Source organism: Luteimonas pelagia, from assembly GCF_054776035.1.
In genome coordinates this window covers 497,149-516,392 of record NZ_BAAHCG010000002.1, presented here as the reverse complement: position 1 = coordinate 516,392, position 19,244 = coordinate 497,149, and the positions used below count along the sequence as shown (strand labels likewise).

At 73.1% G+C, this 19,244-nt stretch carries 17 protein-coding genes; 8 read left to right on the top strand and 9 right to left on the bottom strand.

What is annotated here, in order from left to right; genetic code table 11:
* Positions 1–10: 10 nt before the first annotated feature.
* From ACYU7H_RS07640 to prmB, 6 genes are all read right to left on the bottom strand, one after another.
* Entirely contained in the window at positions 11–688 is a 678-nt protein-coding gene (locus ACYU7H_RS07640; protein WP_460813613.1) for a phosphoribosylanthranilate isomerase, read from the bottom strand.
* Positions 685–1,467, bottom strand: coding sequence for a tRNA pseudouridine(38-40) synthase TruA (truA, locus tag ACYU7H_RS07635; RefSeq protein ID WP_460813611.1), 783 nt, complete (start codon positions 1,465–1,467; stop codon positions 685–687). The genes ACYU7H_RS07640 and truA overlap by 4 nt, the downstream gene beginning before the upstream one ends.
* A gap of 17 nt (positions 1,468–1,484) precedes the next feature.
* Positions 1,485–3,443 carry a FimV/HubP family polar landmark protein gene (locus tag ACYU7H_RS07630; RefSeq protein WP_460813609.1) on the bottom strand — a complete coding sequence of 653 codons (1,959 nt, stop codon included), beginning with the start codon at positions 3,441–3,443 and terminating at the stop codon, positions 1,485–1,487.
* Between the two features lie 96 nt (positions 3,444–3,539).
* Entirely contained in the window at positions 3,540–4,556 is a 1,017-nt protein-coding gene (locus ACYU7H_RS07625) for an aspartate-semialdehyde dehydrogenase (RefSeq protein WP_460813607.1), read from the bottom strand.
* A 73-nt stretch (positions 4,557–4,629) separates the two neighbouring features.
* Positions 4,630–5,739: a chorismate synthase gene (gene aroC / locus ACYU7H_RS07620; protein WP_460813606.1), complete on the bottom strand. Its 1,110-nt coding sequence runs from the start codon at positions 5,737–5,739 to the stop codon at positions 4,630–4,632.
* A gap of 367 nt (positions 5,740–6,106) precedes the next feature.
* Positions 6,107–7,045, bottom strand: coding sequence for a 50S ribosomal protein L3 N(5)-glutamine methyltransferase (prmB, locus tag ACYU7H_RS07615; RefSeq protein WP_460813993.1), 939 nt, complete (start codon positions 7,043–7,045; stop codon positions 6,107–6,109).
* 104 nt (positions 7,046–7,149) lie between these two features.
* On the opposite strand from prmB, the gene ACYU7H_RS07610 reads away from it, so the two are divergent.
* The gene (locus ACYU7H_RS07610; protein ID WP_460813604.1) at positions 7,150–7,791 is read left to right on the top strand and encodes an SCO family protein; all 642 of its coding nucleotides are present in this window, start codon (positions 7,150–7,152) and stop codon (positions 7,789–7,791) included.
* Positions 7,788–8,699 (top strand): archaetidylserine decarboxylase, encoded by a 912-nt coding sequence (gene asd / locus ACYU7H_RS07605; RefSeq protein ID WP_460813603.1) that lies wholly within the window; start codon positions 7,788–7,790, stop codon positions 8,697–8,699. The genes ACYU7H_RS07610 and asd overlap by 4 nt, the downstream gene beginning before the upstream one ends.
* On the opposite strand, the gene ACYU7H_RS07600 is transcribed toward asd, so the two are convergent.
* Entirely contained in the window at positions 8,679–10,193 is a 1,515-nt protein-coding gene (locus tag ACYU7H_RS07600) for a transglycosylase SLT domain-containing protein (RefSeq protein ID WP_460813601.1), read from the bottom strand. The genes asd and ACYU7H_RS07600 overlap by 21 nt on opposite strands.
* A 164-nt stretch (positions 10,194–10,357) precedes the next feature.
* Between ACYU7H_RS07600 and ACYU7H_RS07595 the strand changes: the two genes are divergently transcribed.
* The 3 genes from ACYU7H_RS07595 to greB all read left to right on the top strand — a co-directional run bounded on the left by ACYU7H_RS07595 (position 10,358) and on the right by greB (position 14,082).
* Positions 10,358–11,872 carry a helicase HerA-like domain-containing protein gene (locus ACYU7H_RS07595; RefSeq protein WP_460813599.1) on the top strand — a complete coding sequence of 505 codons (1,515 nt, stop codon included), beginning with the start codon at positions 10,358–10,360 and terminating at the stop codon, positions 11,870–11,872.
* Positions 11,873–11,984: 112 nt separating this feature from the next.
* A complete protein-coding gene (locus tag ACYU7H_RS07590) occupies positions 11,985–13,577 on the top strand; it encodes an AbgT family transporter (RefSeq protein ID WP_460813597.1) in 1,593 nt (530 codons plus the stop codon).
* Position 13,578: 1 nt separating this feature from the next.
* Positions 13,579–14,082 carry a transcription elongation factor GreB gene (gene greB / locus ACYU7H_RS07585; RefSeq protein WP_460813595.1) on the top strand — a complete coding sequence of 168 codons (504 nt, stop codon included), beginning with the start codon at positions 13,579–13,581 and terminating at the stop codon, positions 14,080–14,082.
* 27 nt (positions 14,083–14,109) lie between these two features.
* On the opposite strand, the gene ACYU7H_RS07580 is transcribed toward greB, so the two are convergent.
* The gene (locus ACYU7H_RS07580; protein ID WP_460813594.1) at positions 14,110–14,640 is read right to left on the bottom strand and encodes a type 1 glutamine amidotransferase domain-containing protein; all 531 of its coding nucleotides are present in this window, start codon (positions 14,638–14,640) and stop codon (positions 14,110–14,112) included.
* Positions 14,641–14,724: 84 nt separating this feature from the next.
* A complete protein-coding gene (gene rimO / locus ACYU7H_RS07575) occupies positions 14,725–16,131 on the bottom strand; it encodes a 30S ribosomal protein S12 methylthiotransferase RimO (RefSeq protein ID WP_460813992.1) in 1,407 nt (468 codons plus the stop codon).
* Positions 16,132–16,369: 238 nt separating this feature from the next.
* Here rimO and ACYU7H_RS07570 point away from each other — a divergent pair, with 238 nt between their 5' ends.
* From ACYU7H_RS07570 to pxpB, 3 genes are read left to right on the top strand one after another with little or no spacing between them, the layout of a single operon-like run.
* A complete protein-coding gene (locus tag ACYU7H_RS07570; RefSeq protein WP_460813592.1) occupies positions 16,370–17,062 on the top strand; it encodes a dienelactone hydrolase family protein in 693 nt (230 codons plus the stop codon).
* The gene (locus ACYU7H_RS07565; RefSeq protein ID WP_460813591.1) at positions 17,059–17,478 is read left to right on the top strand and encodes an HIT family protein; all 420 of its coding nucleotides are present in this window, start codon (positions 17,059–17,061) and stop codon (positions 17,476–17,478) included. Before ACYU7H_RS07570 ends, ACYU7H_RS07565 begins: the two co-directional genes overlap by 4 nt.
* Positions 17,479–17,492: 14 nt before the next feature.
* Positions 17,493–19,202, top strand: a complete 1,710-nt coding sequence (pxpB, locus tag ACYU7H_RS07560) for a 5-oxoprolinase subunit PxpB (RefSeq protein WP_460813589.1) — start codon at positions 17,493–17,495, stop codon at positions 19,200–19,202.
* Positions 19,203–19,244 lie beyond the last annotated feature (42 nt).

The window sequence follows — 19,244 nt, the reverse complement described above, 5'->3', positions numbered from 1 at the left end:
CCTACCCGCGCTATTCGTGGCAGTCGGCGCGGCGGACCTCGGCGACGAAGCGGCGCATGCGGTCGCCGTCCTTGACGCCCGGCTCGGTTTCGATGCCGGATGACACGTCCACGCCCCAGGGCAGGGTGGCGACGATGGCGTCGAACACGTTGTCCGCGTGCAGCCCACCGGCGAGCACGAACGGCCGCGTGAGGCCGGTCGGAAGCCGCGACCAGGCGAAGGTCTCGCCGGTGCCGCCCGGTTCGCCGGGCGCGTGCGAGTCGAACAGGAACCCGGCGGCCGACGGGAAGCGCAGCACCAGCGATTCGCCGGCGCTCGCGTCCGCGCCGCCGTTGCCATCGCCATTGCCCACGGCCTTCACCGACACCGCCCTGAGGTAGGGAAGCCCGAAGCTGCGGCAGAACGCGTCGTCCTCGCTGCCGTGGAACTGCAGCATCGTCGGCCGCACCTGGCGGATGGCCTCGCGCACTTCCTCCGCCGTGTTGTCCTGGAACACCGTCACCGCGTCGACCAGCGGACCCAGCGCGTTGCGCATGGTGCGGGCCTCCGCCGGCGTCACCCGGCGCTGGCTGCGGGCGGCGAACACGAAGCCGACCGCGTCCACGCCCAGTTCGCTCGCCAGGCGGACGTCGCCGGGTCGCGTCATGCCGCAGAACTTCACCCGGGTGCGGAACAGCGTGCGGTTCACAGGCTCACCTCCTCTGGCAATCCCCATTCTGCCGGGTAAAGCGGCCCCGCGAACACGAGGCCCTGCGGCGGCGCGGTGACGCCCGCGCGCGTGCGATCCCGACCGGCCAGCAGCTCGGCCATCCAGTCCTCGGGCCGGTCGCCCTTCCCGATGGGCAGGAGCGAACCGACGATGTTGCGCACCATGTGGTGCAGGAAGGCGTTCGCCTGGACCTGGATCTCGACCACGTCGCCATCGCGCCGGACCGAGACCGCCTGCAGGTCCCGGCGCGCGTGCGGCGCCTGGCAATGCACGGTGCGGAACGCGGAGAAGTCGTTCTCCCCCAGCAGCGCCTGCGCGGCGCGGTGCATCGCGTCGGCGTCCAGCGGGCGACGCTCCCACGCGAGCGTGTTGCGGTACAGCGCAGGGCGGACGGACCTGTTCAGGATCCTGTACCGGTAGCGCCGCGCACGGGCGGAGAAACGGGCATGGAAATCGTCGGCCACGGGCACACACCAGTGAACGCACACCGGCGGCGGAAGCCGGCCGCTCACGCCGAGCGTCCAGCCCCGCGGATCGCGCGCCGCGTCGCTGTCGAAGTGCGCGACCTGGCAGGTCGCATGCACGCCGGCGTCCGTGCGGCCCGCGCAGACCGTGGCCACGGGCGCGTCGGCCACGTAGGACAACGCCGCCTCGACGTCCGCCTGCACGGTGCGCGGCCCCGGGGTGCCGGGCGCGCTCAGCCGCTGCCAGCCCTGGTAGCCGCTGCCGTCGTATTCGACGCCGATCGCGTAGCGCATGCCCGGACGGGAGGGCCTCACTCCAGCTCGCGCAGGAGCCGCGCGGCCTCGTCGCGCGCGGCGGGGTCGCGGCCGTCCAGCACCTCGCGCAGCAGGGTGCGCGCGCCGTCGCCGTCACCGAGTTCCATGTAGGCGCGGGCGAGCGCGAGCCCCTCCTTACCGGAGGCCGGAACACGCGCGGCGTCCACCCGCGGATCCAGCTCGGGGGCGTCGACCATCGAACCGCCTTCGCCACGGCCCGTGTGCCAGGTCGGCGTGGCGCCCGTGCCGACCGTCGCACCCGCCGCGCGCCCGGCGCGCGCCGCGGTCGAGAAGCTCGGCGCCGCGTCTCCGTCGCCGTCCCCGTCGAGGTCCACCTTGCCGGCGACGGCATCGTCGAGGCCATCCCTCGCGTCCGTCCCGGCACGCGCGGCGCCCATGCCCGCGGCCAGCGTGGCGGTGTCGTAGCCCCGCCGGTCGTGGCGCGGCGCCTGCGGCCGGCGCCGGCGCGAGAGCACCCAGGCGAGGCCGGCGACCACCAGCAGCACCGCGCCGCCGAGCAGCCAGGGCAATCCGTCCATCGCGGACGCGGGGGCGGTCGACGCCTGGCCCGCCGGCGCCCCCGGCGGTGCCGCAGCGGCATCCGTCCCGCCCAGGCGGGCCTGCGCCGCGGCCAGTTCGCTGTCCTTGAGCGCGATCAGCTTCTGCTGGTCCGCGCGCAGGGCTTCGAGTTCGTCCACGCGGGACTGGAGTTCGGCCAGTTCCGCGTCGCGCGCGGCCAGTTCCTCGCGTGTCTGTTGCAGTTGCGTGCGCAGCATCTCGCCCTCGCCCCCGGCACGCGTGCCGGATGTGGTCCCGCCACCCTCGCCGCCTCCCGGCGGCACGATCTCCAGGCGCGCGTCGGCGACCGGCGCGGCGGCATCGGTGCCCGGCCCGGCCTGCGCGGCCTCGCCGGCCGCCGCAGTGGCGACCGCCGGCTGTGGCTGCGGCGTGCGCAGCGTGCGCCAGGCACGGACCTGTTCGCGCACGAGGGCGTCGGCTTCGGCGCGGCCGATGCCGGCCATCGCCGCCCGGTCCGGCATGCGCAGGATCGCGCCGGCGCGCAGCAGGTTGATGTTGTCGTCGATGAACGCCCCGGGATTGGCGCGTTGGAGCGCGACCATCGCCTGGTTGAAGCTGGCGCCCGACAGGTCGAGACCACCGACGATGCCCGAGAGCGTCTGGCCCGCCGCGACCGTGAACTGCGTCGGCGTGGCGGATGCGACGGATGCGGATGCGGACGCGCCGGACCGGACGGCTGCCGGCGATGCGATCGGCGCGGGCGCCGGCGGCGGCGGCTCGGGCCTTGGCGCGGGCACGGGCCGCGGCGATGGCGGCGTCGCGGGGGTCGCGTCGGCGACGTCCGCAGCCGGGCCGGGCGGCCCGGCGACGGGTTCCGGCACGGGCGCGGGCTGCGGTTCGGCCGCGGCCGGCGGCTCGGGCAGCGTGCGCACCACGGTGTTCGACGGCGCCACGACCGGTGCCTGCACCGGCGCCGCGGCGACCGCCGCCGCGCTGTCGGGCACGTCGACCAGCGCGGAATACTCGCGCACCAGCCGGCCCTGCCCCCAGTCGACCTCGACCAGGAAGGTCAGCATCGGCTGCCGGACCGGCGCGGCGGTGGTCACGCGCACGACCGGATTGCCGCGCGCGTCGAGCGCGACCGAGAACTGGAGGCTGGAGACGTCGCCACCCGGCGGTTGCAGGCCGATCCGGCGGAACGTGTCGGGCGACGCCATCCGCGCCTGCACCTGCTGCAGTTCGCGCGGGTCGCTGCTGATGATCGGGATTTCCGCCAGCAGCGGTTCCCCCGGGCCGGAACGCACCTGGATCTGGCCGAGCCCGAGCGCATGCGCGGGCACGTGCACCGCGGCCAGCGCCAGCGCGATCGGCCACGCGACGCGCGGCACCCATGCCTTCGTCGACCGCGCGCGGCCACCCCGCCTGTCGGCTGTCATCCCCTTGTCCACGCCATTCCCCACGGCATCGGACGCCTGCCCGTCGGCCGCGACTCTAGCCGCGCGCGGCGCCGATGCGCAACGCTCGGCGCGGCGTCAGCGTCCTTCGGCCACCCGCTCGGCGATCTGCACCGCGTTCAGCGCGGCGCCCTTGCGGATGTTGTCGGCGACGATCCACAGGTTGAGTCCGCGCGGGTGGGAGAGGTCCTCCCGGATGCGCCCGACGAACACCGGGTCGCGGCCGGAGGCGTGCGTCACCGGGGTCGGATAACCGCCCGGCCTGCGCTCGTCGACCACTTCCACGCCCGGCGCGGCGCGCAGCAGTTCGGTCGCGCGCTGCGCGGTGAGCTTGTCGCGGGTCTCGATCGCGACGGCTTCCGAATGCCCGTAGAACACCGGCACGCGCACCACGGTCGCGTTCACCCGAAGCGACGGCTCGCCGAGGATCTTCCGGCTCTCGTCCACCAGCTTCATCTCCTCGCCGGTGTAGCCGTTGTCCAGGAAATCGCCGCCGTGCGGGATCACGTTGAATGCGATCTGCACCGGATACACGGAAGGCTCGGCCGACTGAAAATTGAGCAGGGCGGCGGTCTGGCGCCCGAGTTCCTCGAGCGCACGGCGGCCCGTCCCCGAGACCGACTGGTAGGTCGCCACGTTGATCCGCTCGATCCCCGCCTCGCGGTGCAGGGGCGCCAGCGCCACCATCAGCTGCATCGTCGAGCAGTTGGGGTTGGCGATGATCCCGCGCGGCCGCCGGGCGATCGCCTCCGGGTTCACCTCGCTCACGACCAGCGGCACGTCCGGGTCGGCGCGGAACGCCGAGGAGTTGTCGATCACCACCGCGCCCGCGGCGGCGAACCGCGGCGCATGCTCGCGGGAGACGTCGGCGCCGGCGGAGAACAGCGCGATGTCGACGCCCGTCGGGTCGAACGTGGCCAGGTCGCGGACCATGACCTCGTCGTCGCCGAAGGCCACGCCCTCGCCCGCCGAACGCTCGCTCGCCAGGGCGACGATCTCGCCATGCGGGAAGCGGCGCTCTGCCAGGGTCGCCAGCATCGCCTCGCCCACCGCGCCGGTGGCGCCCACCACCGCGACCTTCAACGCCTTGCCCATGGTGCTCCGTGATCCGCTGTCCGCGCCGGCGCAATGCCCGCGCGAGGACGCGCATTATCGCTTGGCGCGACCTTCAGCGCGTGTCGTCGACCGCGCCGGGGATCCTCGGGGCGACCCCGCCGACGTCCCCGCACTGCGCCCGGTGCCGCAGCGCGTGGTCCATGAGCACCAGCGCCAGCATCGCCTCGCAGATCGGGACCGCGCGCAGGCCGACGCACGGGTCGTGCCGGCCGGTGGTCACGACCTCGACGGCGTTGCCGTCCAGGTCCACGCCCCGCCCCGGCAGCCGCAGGCTCGAGGTCGGCTTGAACGCCACCGACGCGGTCACCGCCTGCCCGGTCGAGATCCCGCCGAGGACGCCGCCGGCGTGGTTGGACAGGAACCCGTCCGGGGTCATCTCGTCCCGGTGCGCGCTGCCCTTCGCCGCCACGGCGTCGAAGCCGTCGCCGATCCCCACCGCCTTGACGGCGTTGATCGACATTATGGCGGCGGCGATCCCGGCGTCGAGCTTGCCGTACACCGGCTCGCCCCAGCCCGGCGGCACGCCGTCGGCCACGACCTCGATCCGCGCACCCACGGAGTCACCCGACTTCCGCAGCGCGTCCATGTAGTCCTCGAGCGCGCCCACCTGGGATGCATCGGGCCAGAAGAACGGATTCCCCTCGACCGCATCCCAGTCGAGCGCCCCGGGCACCCGGTCGCCGACCTGCCCGACGTAGCCGCGCACCCGGACGCCGAACCGTTCGGCCAGCCACTTCTTCGCGATCACGCCCGCGGCGACGCGCATCGTGGTCTCGCGCGCCGAACTGCGCCCGCCGCCCCGCGGATCCCGGATGCCGTACTTGTGCCAGTAGGTGTAGTCCGCGTGCCCGGGCCGGAACTGCCGGGCGATGGCGTCGTAGTCCTTGCTGCGCGCGTCGGTGTTCCGCACCAGCAGCGCGATCGGGGTCCCGGTCGTCCTGCCTTCGTACACGCCGGAAAGGATCTCGACGGCATCGTCCTCGCGACGCTGCGAGGTGTGCCGGGTCTTCCCGGTCGCGCGCCGCGCGAGGTCTGACTCGAAGTCCGCGGGCGAGAGGTCCAGGCCCGGGGGGCACCCGTCCACCACGCAGCCGATCGCCGGCCCGTGGCTCTCCCCGAAGGTCGTCACCGCCAGCAGTGTCCCGAAGGTGTTCCCAGCCATCCGCTCTCTCCAGCCAGCTTTTCCGCTCTTCGTTCCAGTCACCGCGATGCGTGGGAGCCCGGTGGGCCTCGCCTTCGCGGGACCGTTGGCGACATGGATGTCGCCAATGAGCCTACAGGGACGTACTTGCGGCGTGTCCCGTGAAGGCGAGGCCCACCGGGCTCGCCCGCGAAAAGCCAGCCTTCAAGGTTCAGGGCTGCGAAGGCCGTCCCGGCACCCCTGCACGGGACACGCCGTGAACCCATCCATGGGGGCTCGGTCGCGACATCCTTGTCGCGAACGGTCCCGTGCAGGGGTGCCGGGACGTCCTCCGCCGGATCGCGTGTGGCTGCCGGACGAAGATCAAAAGCAGAGGCTGGGGTCGCCGCTAGTGCTTGCGTTCGCGGGCGTCCGCCAGGGCGCGGATGCGGTCGTGGTGTTCGACGAGGTCGGTGCGCTCGACCACGAAGATGCCCATCTGGCCGACCTTGAACTCCACCCAGGCCATGGGCAGTTCGGGCAGCAGGCGCGCCAGGGCGTGCTCGGACTCGCCGACCTCGCAGATGAGCAGGCCGTCCCCGGACAGGTGCGCCGGCGCGTCGCGGAGGATGCGCAGCGCGAGGTCCAGGCCGTCCTCGCCGGCGCGCAGGCCGAGTTCGGGTTCGTGCGAATACTCCGGCGGCAGCGCGTCGGTCTCGTCATGGGTGACGTACGGCGGGTTGGTGACGATGAGGTCGAAGACCTCGCCGTCGAGGCCGGCGAACAGGTCGGACTTGCGCAGGTCGACGTTGTGGGCGTGCAGGCGCGCCTTGTTCTCGGTCGCCAGCGAGAGCGCGGCCTCGTCGATGTCGGCGCCGACCACGTCCCAGTCCGGGTTGTAATGGCCCATCGCGATGGCGATGCAGCCCGAGCCGGTGCACAGGTCGAGCGCGCGCTGGACGTCGCGGCCGCCCAGCCACGGCTCGAAGCCGGCTTCGATCAGCTCGGCGATGGGCGAACGCGGCACGAGCGCGCGCGGATCGGACTTGAACGACAGTCCCGCGAACCAGGCTTCGCCCGTCAGGTACGCCGCCGGGATGCGCTCGTCGATGCGGCGTGCGAACAGCGCCAGCACCGCTTCGCGCTCGGCGCGCGTGACCCGCGCCTGGCCGTAGGCCGGCCCGAGGTCGTGCGGCAGGTGGAGTGCGTGCAGGACCAGCCACGTCGCCTCGTCCACGGCGTTGTCGTGGCTGTGGCCGAAGGTCAGCCCGGCGGCCGAGAAGCGGCTCGCGCCGTAGCGGATCAGGTCGACGATGGTGCGCAGCTCGTCGGCGGCGCCCATGTCGATTCCTGTGGTGGCGGCCTGGCCCATGGCGAGCGCCCGTCGTCGGAGGGGCCGCAATTATAGGTGCGCCTATAGGTGGCGCCCGCGGGCCGGTATCATCCACCGCCATGTTCAACCGCACCACGCTCATCGTCCTCGTCGTCGCACTGGCGGCCGGCATCGGGCTGCTCGCCGGGCAGCGTTTCTTCGCCCCCGCCCCGTCGCCCGGGCCTGCGCTCCAGGCCGTGCGCCTGTTGCCCGCGCCCCGGCCGCTGCCCGACTTCGACCTCGCCCAGTCCGACGGCACCCGCCTGGTGCCCGGCGAACTGCGCGGGCAGTGGACGGTGGTGTTCCTGGGCTTCACACACTGCCCGGACGTCTGCCCGATGACGCTCGCGCAGATGGCCCAGGCGCAGAAGCGCTGGGAGGACATGCCCGCGTCGATCCGGCCGCGGATCCTGTTCGTCTCGGTGGATCCGGAACGCGACACGCCGGCGAAGATCGGGGAGTACGCGCATCACTTCCATGCCGACACGCTGGCCGCGACCGGGCCGGTACCGATGCTCGAGGACCTCGCCACCGCCCTGGGCATGGTGTTCATGAAGGTGCCGCCGCCCGACGGCGTGCCCGCCGACCAGTACAGCGTCGACCACTCCGCCACGCTCGCGGTGCTCGACCCGCAGGGCCGGATGGCCGGCCTGCTGCGACCGCCGTTCGACCCGGCCGCGATCGCCGCCGACCTGCGCGCGCTGACCGGGGCCGGCGGGTGAGCCTCGGTACGCAACTCACCCGCCTCCTGCCGCACCGCCTGCTGTCCTGGGGTGCGCGCAAGCTGGCCTACTCCACCCGCCCGGGAGTCAAGCAGAGGCTGATCGACACGGTCGTGTCGCACTTCGACGTCGACCTGTCGGAGGCCGCCGAGCCGGACCCGACCGCGTATCCCAGCTTCAATGCCTTCTTCACCCGCGCCCTGCGCCCGGGCGCGCGCACGCCGGATCCGGATCCGCTGGCGCTGTTGATGCCCGCGGACGGGCGGATCAGCGAGTGCGGCCCGATCGGACGGGCGGACGCGCGGGTGCAGCACGCCGAGCGCGGCCACATCTTCCAGGCCAAGGGCCGGGGCTTCACCACCGCGCAGCTCCTCGCCGACGCGGGCATGGCCGATGCGTTCGAGGGCGGCCGCTACGCCACCGTGTACCTGTCGCCGCGCGACTACCACCGCGTCCACATGCCGTGGGCGGGCAAGCTGCGCGAAACCGTGCACGTGCCCGGGCGCCTGTTCTCGGTGGGGCCGGACGCGGTCGGCGCGGTGTCGCGGCTGTTCGCGCGTAACGAGCGCCTCGTCTGCCACTTCGACTGCGACTTCGGCCCGATGGCGGTGGTCATGGTCGGCGCGATGCTGGTCTCGGGCGTGGAGACCGTCTGGAGCGGCGTGGAGATCCCGCCCTATGGCAGCGGCGTGGTCGTGAAGGACTGGCGCGACCGCGACGTCGTGCTCGACCGCTTCGACGAGATGGCGCGCTTCAACTACGGCTCCACCGTGATCGTGCTGCTGCCCGCGGGGGCCGCGGCACTCGCCCCCGAGCTGGCGGCGCAGGCCCCGGTCCGGCTCGGCGAGCGGCTGGCGACGCGGCTGCCCGCGCCGCCGCGGCGCGGCTCAGCCTTCGCAGCCGCGTAGCTCGAGGGACTGCCCGGGCGCGATGTCGTAGCGCGGGGGCGCCAGTCCGTTCGCGCGCGCCAGCTCCGCCATCTCGCACTCGAACTTGCGCGCCACGGTGTGCAGCGTCTCGCCGCGCTGGACGGTGTAGCGGCGGGCAGGCGCCTGCACGGCGACGGGCGCCGCCACGTTCCGGCCGGCGGGCAACGGCGCGCTCCCGCGCACGATCGCGTGCTCGGGGATCGCGCTCACGAGCTGCTGCGCGAGATCGGCGCGCGGACCACGGTCGCACCAGCGCTCGTAGGCGCGCGCGATGTCGACGGTCGCGTCCAGGGTGGCGCCCGCAGGCAGGTAGGTGTCGGCCTGGTACTTCGGATTGAGGTTCCGCAGCACGCGCATGTAGCCGTCGCGCGTGCCGTTGTTGCCCAGGCAGATCGTGAGCGCGTAGATCGACGCGGGACGCTCCAGGCGCAGCTTCGCGGGCCGCGCGTCGACCTCGGGGAAGTCGATGCCGTACTGGCGGGGATGCAGGTACAGCCAGGCCGCCGCGATCACCATCGGCACGTAGTCCTGGGTTTCGGGCGGGAACGCGCCGTGGACCTGGGCTTCCCAGAAGCCGCGGCCGCCGCTGTCCTGGAACGCGCGCCGCGCGCGGCCCTCGCCGCCGTTGTAGCCGGCCAGGGCCAGTTCGATGCTGTTGTTGAGCTCGCGCAGGCGCTCGTTGAGGTAGTCGACGCTCGCCCGCGCGGAGGCCCGCGGGTCGTAGCGCGTGTCGAAGCCGGAGGCGTCGCGCCCCAGCCCGAAGCGCACCCCGGTGGCATGCATGAACTGCATCGGCCCAGCCGCGCCGGCGCGCGAGGTCGAATGCACGCGCCCGTTCGACTCCTTGGCCATGATCCCGAACAGGAGGGCCTCGGGCAGCCCGGCGCGCTCGTAGTAGGGCCACATGAGCGGGCGCAGGTACTGGTAGTTCTCGTAGCTGTCCATCAGCGCCGGGCGCATGTCGGTCAGCCAGCGGCGGATGCCGGCCTGCACGGCGGGATTCATCGCCACCAGGTCGTCGAACCGGTGGCCGTCGGCCAGCAGCCCGGTGGCGCGCGCCGCCTCGCGCGGGTCGACCGAAGGCGCGGCGTGGTCCGGATCCGGGTCGGATGGATCGTGCGTCGCATCGGCCTCGGCCAGGGGCGCGCCGTGCGCGTCGGCACGCTCCTTCAGCAGGCCCTTCAGGGTCGCGAGCATGTCGGCGGGATGGCAGCCACGCTGGCGCCCGCACGCGACGATGACGTCCTCCATGTCCTCCAGCGCCGCGTCGGCTTCTGCCTGGCCACCGGGGTCGCTGTTGCCGATCCGGACCAGGGCGTCGCGGTAGCGCTGTTCCGCCGCGGCCATGCGCGCCTGCAGCGCATCGGCGGCACGCTGCTGCCGGGATTGCGCGAGCGCGTCCGCGCCGGCGAGGAACAGGACCGCGGCGATCGCGGCGGCCAGGATCGGGGCGACGGGACGGTTCGAATGCATCGCAAGGTCGTTCGACGGGGGGACGCGCAGGTTAGGCCCCGGTTCGCGCGCGGTTCAACCACCACGCGTCGCCCCGTTCATCGCCCGGCGGGCCGGTCGCGAGGCCGCGCCGCGTGGCCGTGGCCCGTGGCTAGAATCGCCGGACCGTCCCGACCGGAACCCGCATGGACCCCATCGTCATCGGCAAGTCGCTCCCGCCCGGCGCCGGCGAAGGCCGGCAGGTCCACCTCCAGCCGCGCTACGGCAACCGCCATGGCCTGGTCGCCGGTGCCACGGGCACCGGCAAGACGGTGACGCTGATGGTGCTCGCGGAGGGGTTCTCGCGCCTCGGCGTGCCGGTGTTCCTCGCCGACGTGAAGGGCGACGTGGCGGGCCTGGCGGTGCCCGGCACGCCGAACGGGAAGATCGACGAACGCGTCGCCGCGATCGGGCTCGACGGCCACGTCCCCGAAGGCAACCCGACGGTCTTCTGGGACCTGTTCGGCAAGCTCGGCCACCCGGTGCGCACGACGGTCAGCGAGATGGGGCCCGCGCTGCTCTCGCGCATCCTCGAACTCAACGACACCCAGTCGGGCGTGATGGACATCGTGTTCCGGCTGGCCGACGACCGCGGCCTGCTGCTGCTCGACCTGGACGACCTGCGCGCACTGCTCAACCTCGTGGCCGAGGAGCGCAAGGCCGTGTCCACGCAGTACGGGCTGGTCAGCACCCCCTCGATCGGCGCGATCCAGCGGGCCCTGCTGCGCCTGGAGTCGGACGGCGGCGCGCAGTTCTTCGGCGAGCCCGCGCTCGACCTGCACGACCTCATGCGCACCACCCACGACGGCCGCGGCGTGGTCAACATCCTGGCGGCGGACCAGCTGGTTCTGCGGCCGCGCCTGTACTCCAGCTTCCTGTTGTGGCTGCTGTCGGAGCTGTTCGAGCGGTTGCCGGAAGTGGGCGACTTGGACAAGCCGAAGCTGGTGTTCGTGTTCGACGAGGCGCACCTGCTGTTCGACGACGCGCCGCCTGCCCTGGTCCAGCGCGTCGAGCAGGTGGTGCGGATCATCCGTTCCAAGGGCGTGGGCGTGTATTTCTGCTCGCAGTTCCCGGACGACGTGCCCGACGACATCCTCGGCCAGCTCGGCAACCGCTTCCAGCACGCGTTGCGCGCCTACACACCGCGCGACCAGAAGGCGGTGCGGACGGCGGCCGAGACCTTCGTGCCGAATCCGGGGCTCGACGTCGCGGCCACGATCGGCAGGCTCGGCGTCGGCGAGGCGCTCGTGTCCACCCTGCAGGACAAGGGCATCCCGATGCCCGTCGAGCACACGCTCGTCGCCCCGCCCCGCTGCCGCATGGGCGCGATCACCGAGGCCGAACGCATGCAGGTGCGCGCCGGCAGCCCGGTGGGTGCGAAGTACGACACCGCCGTGGATCGCGAGTCGGCCGAGGAGATGCTCGCGGCGAAGGCGGAGGCCGCGGCAAGCCAGGCCGGCGCGCCGCCGGCCCGCGACGGGGCACGGGACGCGGAAGGCGAAGGCGGCTTCGGCAGGACCGTCAATGAATGGCTGTGGGGCACCAAGCGGCGCCAGGGCGTCGCCCAGACGATGGCCAAGCAGGCGGCGCGCACGATCGGCAGCCAGATCGGGCGCCGCATCCTGCGCGGCGTGCTGGGCGGGATCACCGGCAGCCGCTGACCCCGCGTGCCGGCGCGCGGCGCAACCCGGGACGCCGGCGCGCCCCCCACCACCCGTTAGACTCGGCGCCCCCGGGCCGTCGACGGCCCCGCCACAGGACCGCCGACGCCCGATGAGCACGCCGACGCCCCCCGCGCCTCCCGCCAACGCCCCGACCACGGGCCGCCCGTCCGCGATGGACCGCTTCCTGTCGATCGTCGAACGCGGCGGCAACGCCCTGCCCCACCCGGCGACGCTGTTCGCGATCCTGGCCGTGCTGGTCGTGGTGCTGTCGTGGGTCGCCTCGCAGTTCGCGATGTCGGTGCAGCACCCGACCACCGGCGAGACCATCACGCCGGTCAACCTGATGAGCATCGAGGGCCTGCACCGGATCCTGACCGGGCTGGTCACCAACTTCACCGGCTTCGCGCCATTGGGCACCGTGCTGGTGAGCCTGATCGGCATCGGCGTGGCCGAGCATTCCGGCCTGATCGGCGCCGCGCTGCGGCAGCTCGTGCTGGCCGCGCCGCGCTACCTGCTCACCCCGGTGATGGTGTTCGCGGGCGTCATGTCGAACATGGCCAGCGAGATCGGCTACGTGCTGCTGGTGCCGCTCGCGGGCCTGGTGTTCCTCGCCGCCAACCGCCATCCGATCCTCGGCATGGCCGCGGCGTTCGCGGGCGTGTCCGGCGGCTACTCGGCCAACCTGCTGCTGGGCACGATCGACCCGCTGCTCGCCGGCCTGTCGCAGGAAGCGGCCCGGATCATCGATCCGGACTACACCGTCAGCCCCGCGGCGAACTGGTACTTCATGATCGTCTCGACGTTCGTGGTCACCGGCCTGGGCTGGTGGGTGACCGAGCGCTTCGTCGCGCGCCGCTTCCCGGACGCGCCGAAGGCGAGCGCGGAGGGCGAGATCGAGCCGATGAGCCGCGAGGAGAAGCGCGGCCTGCTGTTCGCGCTGGTCGCCTCGGCGGCGGTCACCGCGCTCCTGCTGTGGGGCACGGTCCCCGCCGACGGTTTCCTGCGCAACCCCGAGACCGGCGACCTGCTGAACTCGCCGTTCCTGCAGGGCATCGTCGCGCTGATCTTCCTGTACGGCGTGGTCGCCGGCGTGGCCTACGGCGTCGGCGCGGGGACCATCAGGAGCGACGAGGACGTCATCAAGGGCATGGGCCAGAGCATGAGCACGCTCGGCGTGTACCTGGTGCTGGTGTTCTTCGCCGCGCAGTTCGTGGCGTTCTTCAACTGGACCCAGCTGGGCCTGATCTTCGCGGTCAACGGCGCCGGCCTGCTGGCCGAACTGCAGCTGCCGGGGATCGTGCTGTTCGCGGCCTTCATCGTGCTCAGCGCGTTCGCCAACCTGTTCATGGGCTCGGCGTCGGCGAAGTGGGCACTGATGGCGCCGGTGTTCATCCCGATGTTCATGCTGCTGGGCTACTCGCCGGAGCTGACCCAGATCGGCTACCGCATCGGCGACTCGGTGACCAACATCATCTCGCCGATGATGAGCTACTTCGCGCTGATCATCGCCTTCCTGCAGCGCTACGAGCCCAAGGCCGGCATCGGCACGGTGATCGCGGTGATGCTGCCGTACTCGATCGTGTTCCTGATCGGCTGGACGATCCTGTTCTCGATCTGGATGGCCTTCGGGCTGCCGATCGGGCCGGGCTCGCCGCTCGAGTACATCCCGGCCTCGCCCGCCGCGGCCGCGCCGGCCGGCTGACGTGGGTCGCTGGCGGCCACCCGCGCCCTCGTCGACGGCGGTCATCACCCGCGAGGGCCACGACCGCCTGAAGGCCGAACTCGACGACCTGTGGCGCGTGCAGCGCCCCGAGGTCGTGCGTGCGCTCGCCGCGGCCGCCGCCGAGGGCGACCGCTCGGAAAACGCGGAGTACACGTACCGCAAGAAGCAGCTCGGCGGCATCGACCGCCGGGTCCGCTACCTCGGCAAGCGCCTGCAGGTGCTGAAGGTCGTCGAGACGGGGCCGACGGACCCGGAAAAGGTGTTCTTCGGCGCGATCGTCGAACTGGACCCGGTCGAGGGCGGCGAACCGCGCCGCTACCGCATCGTCGGCCCCGACGAGACCGACGCGAAGCGCGGCTGGATCAGCGTCGACGCCCCGCTCGCCCGCGCCCTGCTGGGCCGCCGCGTCGACGACGAGGTGCACGTCAGGTTGCCGGGCGGCGACGCCACCTTCGTGATCGGCGCGGTCGAGTACGGCGACTGAGCGCCGCCGTGCGCCAACCGCACCGGCTCAGCCGAGCGCGTCGATGACGGCCTGGGAGAAGGCAGGGATGTCGTCCGGCTTGCGGCTGGTGATGAGGTGGCCGTCGCGCACGACTTCCTCGTCGCGCCACTTGCCGCCGGCGTTCTCCAGGTCCGTGCGGATCGACGGCCACGAGGTGACGGCCTTGCCCTTGGCCACGCCGGCCTCGGCCAACAGCCACGGGCCGTGGCAGATCGCGGCCAGCGGCTTGCCCGCCTTGTCGAACCCTCGCACGAACTCGACCGCTGACTTGTCCATGCGCAGCTTGTCGGGATTGATCACGCCACCGGGGAGCACCAACGCGTCGTAGTCGTCCGGCTTCGCCTTGGACAGCGACACGTCGACGGGCACCTCATCGCCCCAGTCCTTGCCCTTCCAGCCCTTGATGGTCCCGTCCTCGGGCGAGACCACGTCGACGTGGAAGCCCGCGCCGCGCAGGGTCTCGAGCGGCTTCTGCAGCTCGGACTGCTCGAACCCGTGGGTGGCGAGGATGGCGATGCGCTTGGGGGTGCTGGCCATGGCCGGCTCCGGGATGGGGGAGCCGTCGATCCTGCAGCGTCCGGCATTCGGCCGCGGTGAAACGCGCATGACGCGCGCGTTGCGTCAGCCCGCGAGGACCGGGAGTTCGTCGACGACGGCGACCTCGCCGAACAGGTCGTGCTCGTCGCTGCCCATGATCTCCACGTCGACGAAATCGCCCGGCACCAGGCCGGCGGCGGCGCCGTCCTGCACCTGCACCAGGCCGTCGATCTCCGGCGCGTCGGCCATCGAACGCGCGATCGCCAGCTCGCCGTCGATCGCGTCGACGATGCAGCGCTGCACCGTGCCGACCTTCGCCTCGAGGCGCGCGGTCGAGATCGCGGCCTGCCGCTCCATGAAGCGCGCCAGCCGCGCCTGCTTGACCGCCTCGGGCACCGGGTCGGGCAGCGCGTTGGCCGCCGCGCCCTCGACCGGCGAGTAGGCGAATGCACCCACGCGGTCGAGCTGCGCCTCGTCGAGGAAATCGAGCAACGCCTCGAACTCCGCCTCCGTCTCGCCCGGGAAGCCCACGATGAACGTGGAGCGGATCGTCAGTTCCGGGCACGCCGCGCGCCAGCGCTGCACCCGCTCGAGCGTCTTCTCGACCGCGCCCGGCCGCTTCATCAGCTTGAGGATCCGCGGGCTGGCGTGCTGGAACGGAATGTCCAGGTACGGCAGCAACTTCGGCATCCCGTGGACGCCCGCCTCCGACATCAGCGGGATGATGTCGTCCACGTGCGGATACGGATACACGTAGTGCAAACGCGTCCAGACGCCGAGTTCCGACAGCCCTTCGCACAGCGCCTTCATCCGCGTGGCGTACGCACGGCCGCTCCACTCGCGCTCCGCATAGCGCAGGTCGACGCCGTACGCCGACGTGTCCTGCGACACCACCAGCAACTCGCGCACGCCGCCCCGCACCAGCCGCTCGGCCTCGCGCAGCACCGCGTCCACCGGCCGCGACACCAGGTCGCCGCGCATGCTCGGAATGATGCAGAAGCTGCAGCGGTGGTTGCACCCCTCGGAGATCTTGAGGTACGCGTAATGCTTCGGCGTCAGCTTGATGCCCGACGCGTAGTCCTCGCCCGTCAGTCGCGGCGCCGGCACCAGGTCCACGAAGGGATCGTGCTTCGGCGGCAGCGCCGCGTGCACCGCGTCCATCACGCTGGCGTAGTCCTGCGGACCGCTGATCGACAGCACGCCCGGATGCGCCTCGCGGATCACGTCCGCACGCTTGCCCAGGCACCCGGTCACGATGACCTTGCCGTTCTCCGCCATCGCCTCCCCGATCGCATCCAGCGACTCGGCCACCGCCGAATCGATGAAGCCGCAGGTGTTGACCACCACCACGTCCGCATCGTCGTAGGTCGGCACCAGGTCGTAGCCCTCGACCCGCAGCTGAGTGAGGATGCGCTCGGAATCCACCAGGGCCTTCGGACAGCCGAGGCTGACGAAGCCGACCTTGGGATTGGGGGGCGTGGTCGCGGGCATGGCGATGACGACGCGGCCGGCGGCCACGCCGCGGGGACGTCGAAGGGGCGCGCAGTATAGCCATCCGCACCAGCCGGCACGCGGCGTAAAGTGAATGGCCCCGGCCCCGTGGGCGCGGGGCCCCTGGGGCGAAATCAAGGAGGAGGCGAAGGCCGCAGGCCGTAGCCGGGGGACATTCGCCCCAGGGGCCCCGCGCCCACGGCCCCCCCACCCGAGCCGCCTTCGGAGGACACCGACCATGAGCGAATGGCTCGACCTGAACACGCCGCGCGGCCCGGTCCGCGCCTGGCACGCCCGCCCCGACCGCCCAGCGCGCGGCGGCGTGGTGGTGGTGCAGGAGATCTTCGGCGTCACCCCGCACATCCGCGAGGTGGCCGACCGGTTCGCCCGGGCCGGCTTCAGCGCGCTCGCCCCGGCCATGTTCGACCCGCTGCGGCCCGGCACCGAACTCGGCTACGACGACGCCGGCGTCGTCCGCGGACGGGAACTGGTCTCCGAGCTCGGCTACGACGCGGCGGTGGACATCGCCGGCGCGGCGGCGCGCTGGCTGCGCGAAGCGGGCCACCGGGCCGGCGTGGTCGGCTTCTGCTGGGGCGGCAGCGTGGCGCTGCTGTGCAACCTGCGCCTCGGGCTGCCCGCCGTCGGCTACTACGGCGCGCGCAGCGTGCCCTTCCTCGAGGAGCGCCCCGCGGGCCGGCCCGCGCCCCTGCTGCTCCACTTCGGCGGCCGCGACGCGAGCATCCCGGTCGAAGACATCGACCTGCACCGCGACCGCCTCGCGCACGCCACCGTCCACGTGTATCCGGACGCCGGCCACGCCTTCAACCGGGACGTCGACCCGCGCGTGCACCACCCTGCGTCGGCGCGCCTCGCATGGGACCGCACGATCGACTTCCTCGCCGACGCGCTCGACCCGGGGACGCCGCAATGACGACCGAAGGACCCTGGCAGCTCGATCCCCGGCTGGCGGACGACACCCATCCCGTCGACCACTGGCCGCTGTGCGAGGTGCGGCTCATGGACGACGCCAACCACCCCTGGCTGATCCTCGTGCCCCGCGTGGCCGGCGCGGTGGAACTGCTCGACCTGCCCGCGCCGCTCCAGCAGCGGCTCGTCGAGGAGGTCGCGCGCGCCAGCCGGGCGCTCCGCGACGCGTTCTCGCCCGACAAGCTCAATGTCGGGGCGCTGGGCAACCTCGTGCCGCAACTGCACGTGCACGTGATCGCGCGCTTCCGCGAGGACATCGCCTGGCCGCGCCCCGTGTGGGGGCAGGCGGATGCGCGCCCGTACACGCCGGAGCTGCTTGCCGACCGCGTGCGCCGGCTCCGGGAGGCGCTTGCCGCGTGAGGGGCGCGGGACCCGTGCGCGAACGCCTCGCCGACGACGCCTGGCTGCTGCGGCTCGGTGACCGGATCGATTCCGGGTGCAACGCGCGGGTCCATGCACTCGCGGCAGCGATCCGCGCCGACGCGCCCGGCTGGCTGGTGGACCTGGTGCCGGCCTACGCGAGCCTGGCCGTCTTCTTCGACGCCTCGCGGGACGATGCCGACGCGATCGGTGCGTGGCTCGACGCCCGCCTGCCGGTGCGCGGCGGCGATGTCGCCGGGAGCGCGCCGCGGCCGGTCGAGATCCCGGTGGCCTACGGCGGCGACGGGGGGCCGGACCTCGCGACCGCGGCCGCCGAACTCGGCCTGTCCCCGGACGCCCTGGCGACGCGCCACGCCGCCGGCGACTACACCGTCGCGATGATCGGTTTCGCACCCGGCTTCCCCTATCTGCTCGGCCTGGATCCGGCGCTCGCCCTGCCGCGCCTGGCGACGCCGCGCACGCACGTGCCGGCGGGCAGCGTGGCGATCGGCGGCGCGCAGACCGGCATCTACCCGCGCGAGGGCCCGGGCGGCTGGCGCCTGTTGGGGCGCACGCCATTGCGGTTGTTCGATCCGGCACGCGACCCGCCCGCGTTGCTGGCGCCCGGCGACCGCGTGCGTTTCCTGCCGCGCGAGGCCAACCACGCAGGCGACCCGGATGCTTCGCCACCGCCGGAAGCGAGCTCGATGCAACACGGCCCGGTGTCCGTGGCGGCGCCTGGCGCCACGGTGCTCGACGTGCTCGCACCGGGCCTGCTGACGACAGTGCAGGATGCGGGGCGGCGCGGATGGCGGCATCTCGGCGTCGGCCTCGCGGGTGCGCTCGACCCGGACGCCGCGGCGCTGGCGAACGGGCTGGTGGGCAACCCGCCGGGTGCCGCCGTGCTCGAGGCCACGCTCCAGGGCCCGATGCTCCGCCTGCATCGACCGACGCGGATCGCGATCTGCGGCGGCACGGTGGAGGCCCGCTTCGAGGATGCCGGCGGCCACGCGCACGCCGTGCCCGCGCAGCGCCCCGTGGACCTGCCCGCGGGCCTGCTCCATCTCGTCGCGGTGACGTCCGGCGTGCGCGCGTGGATCGCGTTCGCGGGCGGGATCGACGTTCCCCTCATGCTTGGAAGCCGCGCGACCGACCTGCGCGGCGGGTTCGGCGGCGTGGCGGGCCGTGCGCTGAAGCGTGGCGACCGGCTGGTGCTGGGCGACGCGCCGGCGCCCACCCCCGTCGACGTGCCGCGCGCGACGTCCTGGTGGATCGATCCGGCGCACGACGTGCCGGCGCACGCGCCCATCCGCTTCGTCCCGGCCGACGCAGGCGATGCGGCGACGGTGCACGGCCTGGCGACGCGTGCATGGCGGGTGGAACCGCGCAGCGACCGCCAGGGCCTGCGCCTGGCCGGCGAGGCGCTGGCGACCGATGGCGTGGACCGCATTTCCGGGCCGGTCGCCCCGGGCACCATCCAGTTGCCTCCGGATGGCCAGCCGATCGTGCTGCTGGCCGACGCGCAGACGACCGGCGGCTACCCGCGGCTCGGCGCGGTGGTCGGGTCGGACCTCGCCCGCCTGGCGCAGGCCCGGCCGGGCGACACGCTGCGCTTCGAACCGGTGGATGCGGCCGGTGCACGCGCGTTGGCCACCGCGCACCGCGCGCGGCTGGCGAGGCTGCGGTGGGCGATCGCCGCGCGCCGGGATGGACGCGGGCCGTGATTGCGGTGCCCCGCGCCACCGCCTAGGCTCGCCCCGGACCCG

Coding starts and splice junctions, on each gene's coding strand:
- rimO (WP_460813992.1), bottom strand. CDS start 16,131: ATGCCCGCGACCACGCCCCCCAATCCCAAGGTCGGCTTCGTCAGCCTC.
- ACYU7H_RS07590 (WP_460813597.1), top strand. CDS start 11,985: ATGAGCACGCCGACGCCCCCCGCGCCTCCCGCCAACGCCCCGACCACG.
- ACYU7H_RS07610 (WP_460813604.1), top strand. CDS start 7,150: ATGTTCAACCGCACCACGCTCATCGTCCTCGTCGTCGCACTGGCGGCC.
- aroC (WP_460813606.1), bottom strand. CDS start 5,739: ATGGCTGGGAACACCTTCGGGACACTGCTGGCGGTGACGACCTTCGGG.
- ACYU7H_RS07625 (WP_460813607.1), bottom strand. CDS start 4,556: ATGGGCAAGGCGTTGAAGGTCGCGGTGGTGGGCGCCACCGGCGCGGTG.
- ACYU7H_RS07630 (WP_460813609.1), bottom strand. CDS start 3,443: ATGACAGCCGACAGGCGGGGTGGCCGCGCGCGGTCGACGAAGGCATGG.
- ACYU7H_RS07580 (WP_460813594.1), bottom strand. CDS start 14,640: ATGGCCAGCACCCCCAAGCGCATCGCCATCCTCGCCACCCACGGGTTC.
- truA (WP_460813611.1), bottom strand. CDS start 1,467: ATGCGCTACGCGATCGGCGTCGAATACGACGGCAGCGGCTACCAGGGC.
- ACYU7H_RS07595 (WP_460813599.1), top strand. CDS start 10,358: ATGGACCCCATCGTCATCGGCAAGTCGCTCCCGCCCGGCGCCGGCGAA.
- ACYU7H_RS07565 (WP_460813591.1), top strand. CDS start 17,059: ATGACGACCGAAGGACCCTGGCAGCTCGATCCCCGGCTGGCGGACGAC.
- ACYU7H_RS07600 (WP_460813601.1), bottom strand. CDS start 10,193: ATGCATTCGAACCGTCCCGTCGCCCCGATCCTGGCCGCCGCGATCGCC.
- ACYU7H_RS07570 (WP_460813592.1), top strand. CDS start 16,370: ATGAGCGAATGGCTCGACCTGAACACGCCGCGCGGCCCGGTCCGCGCC.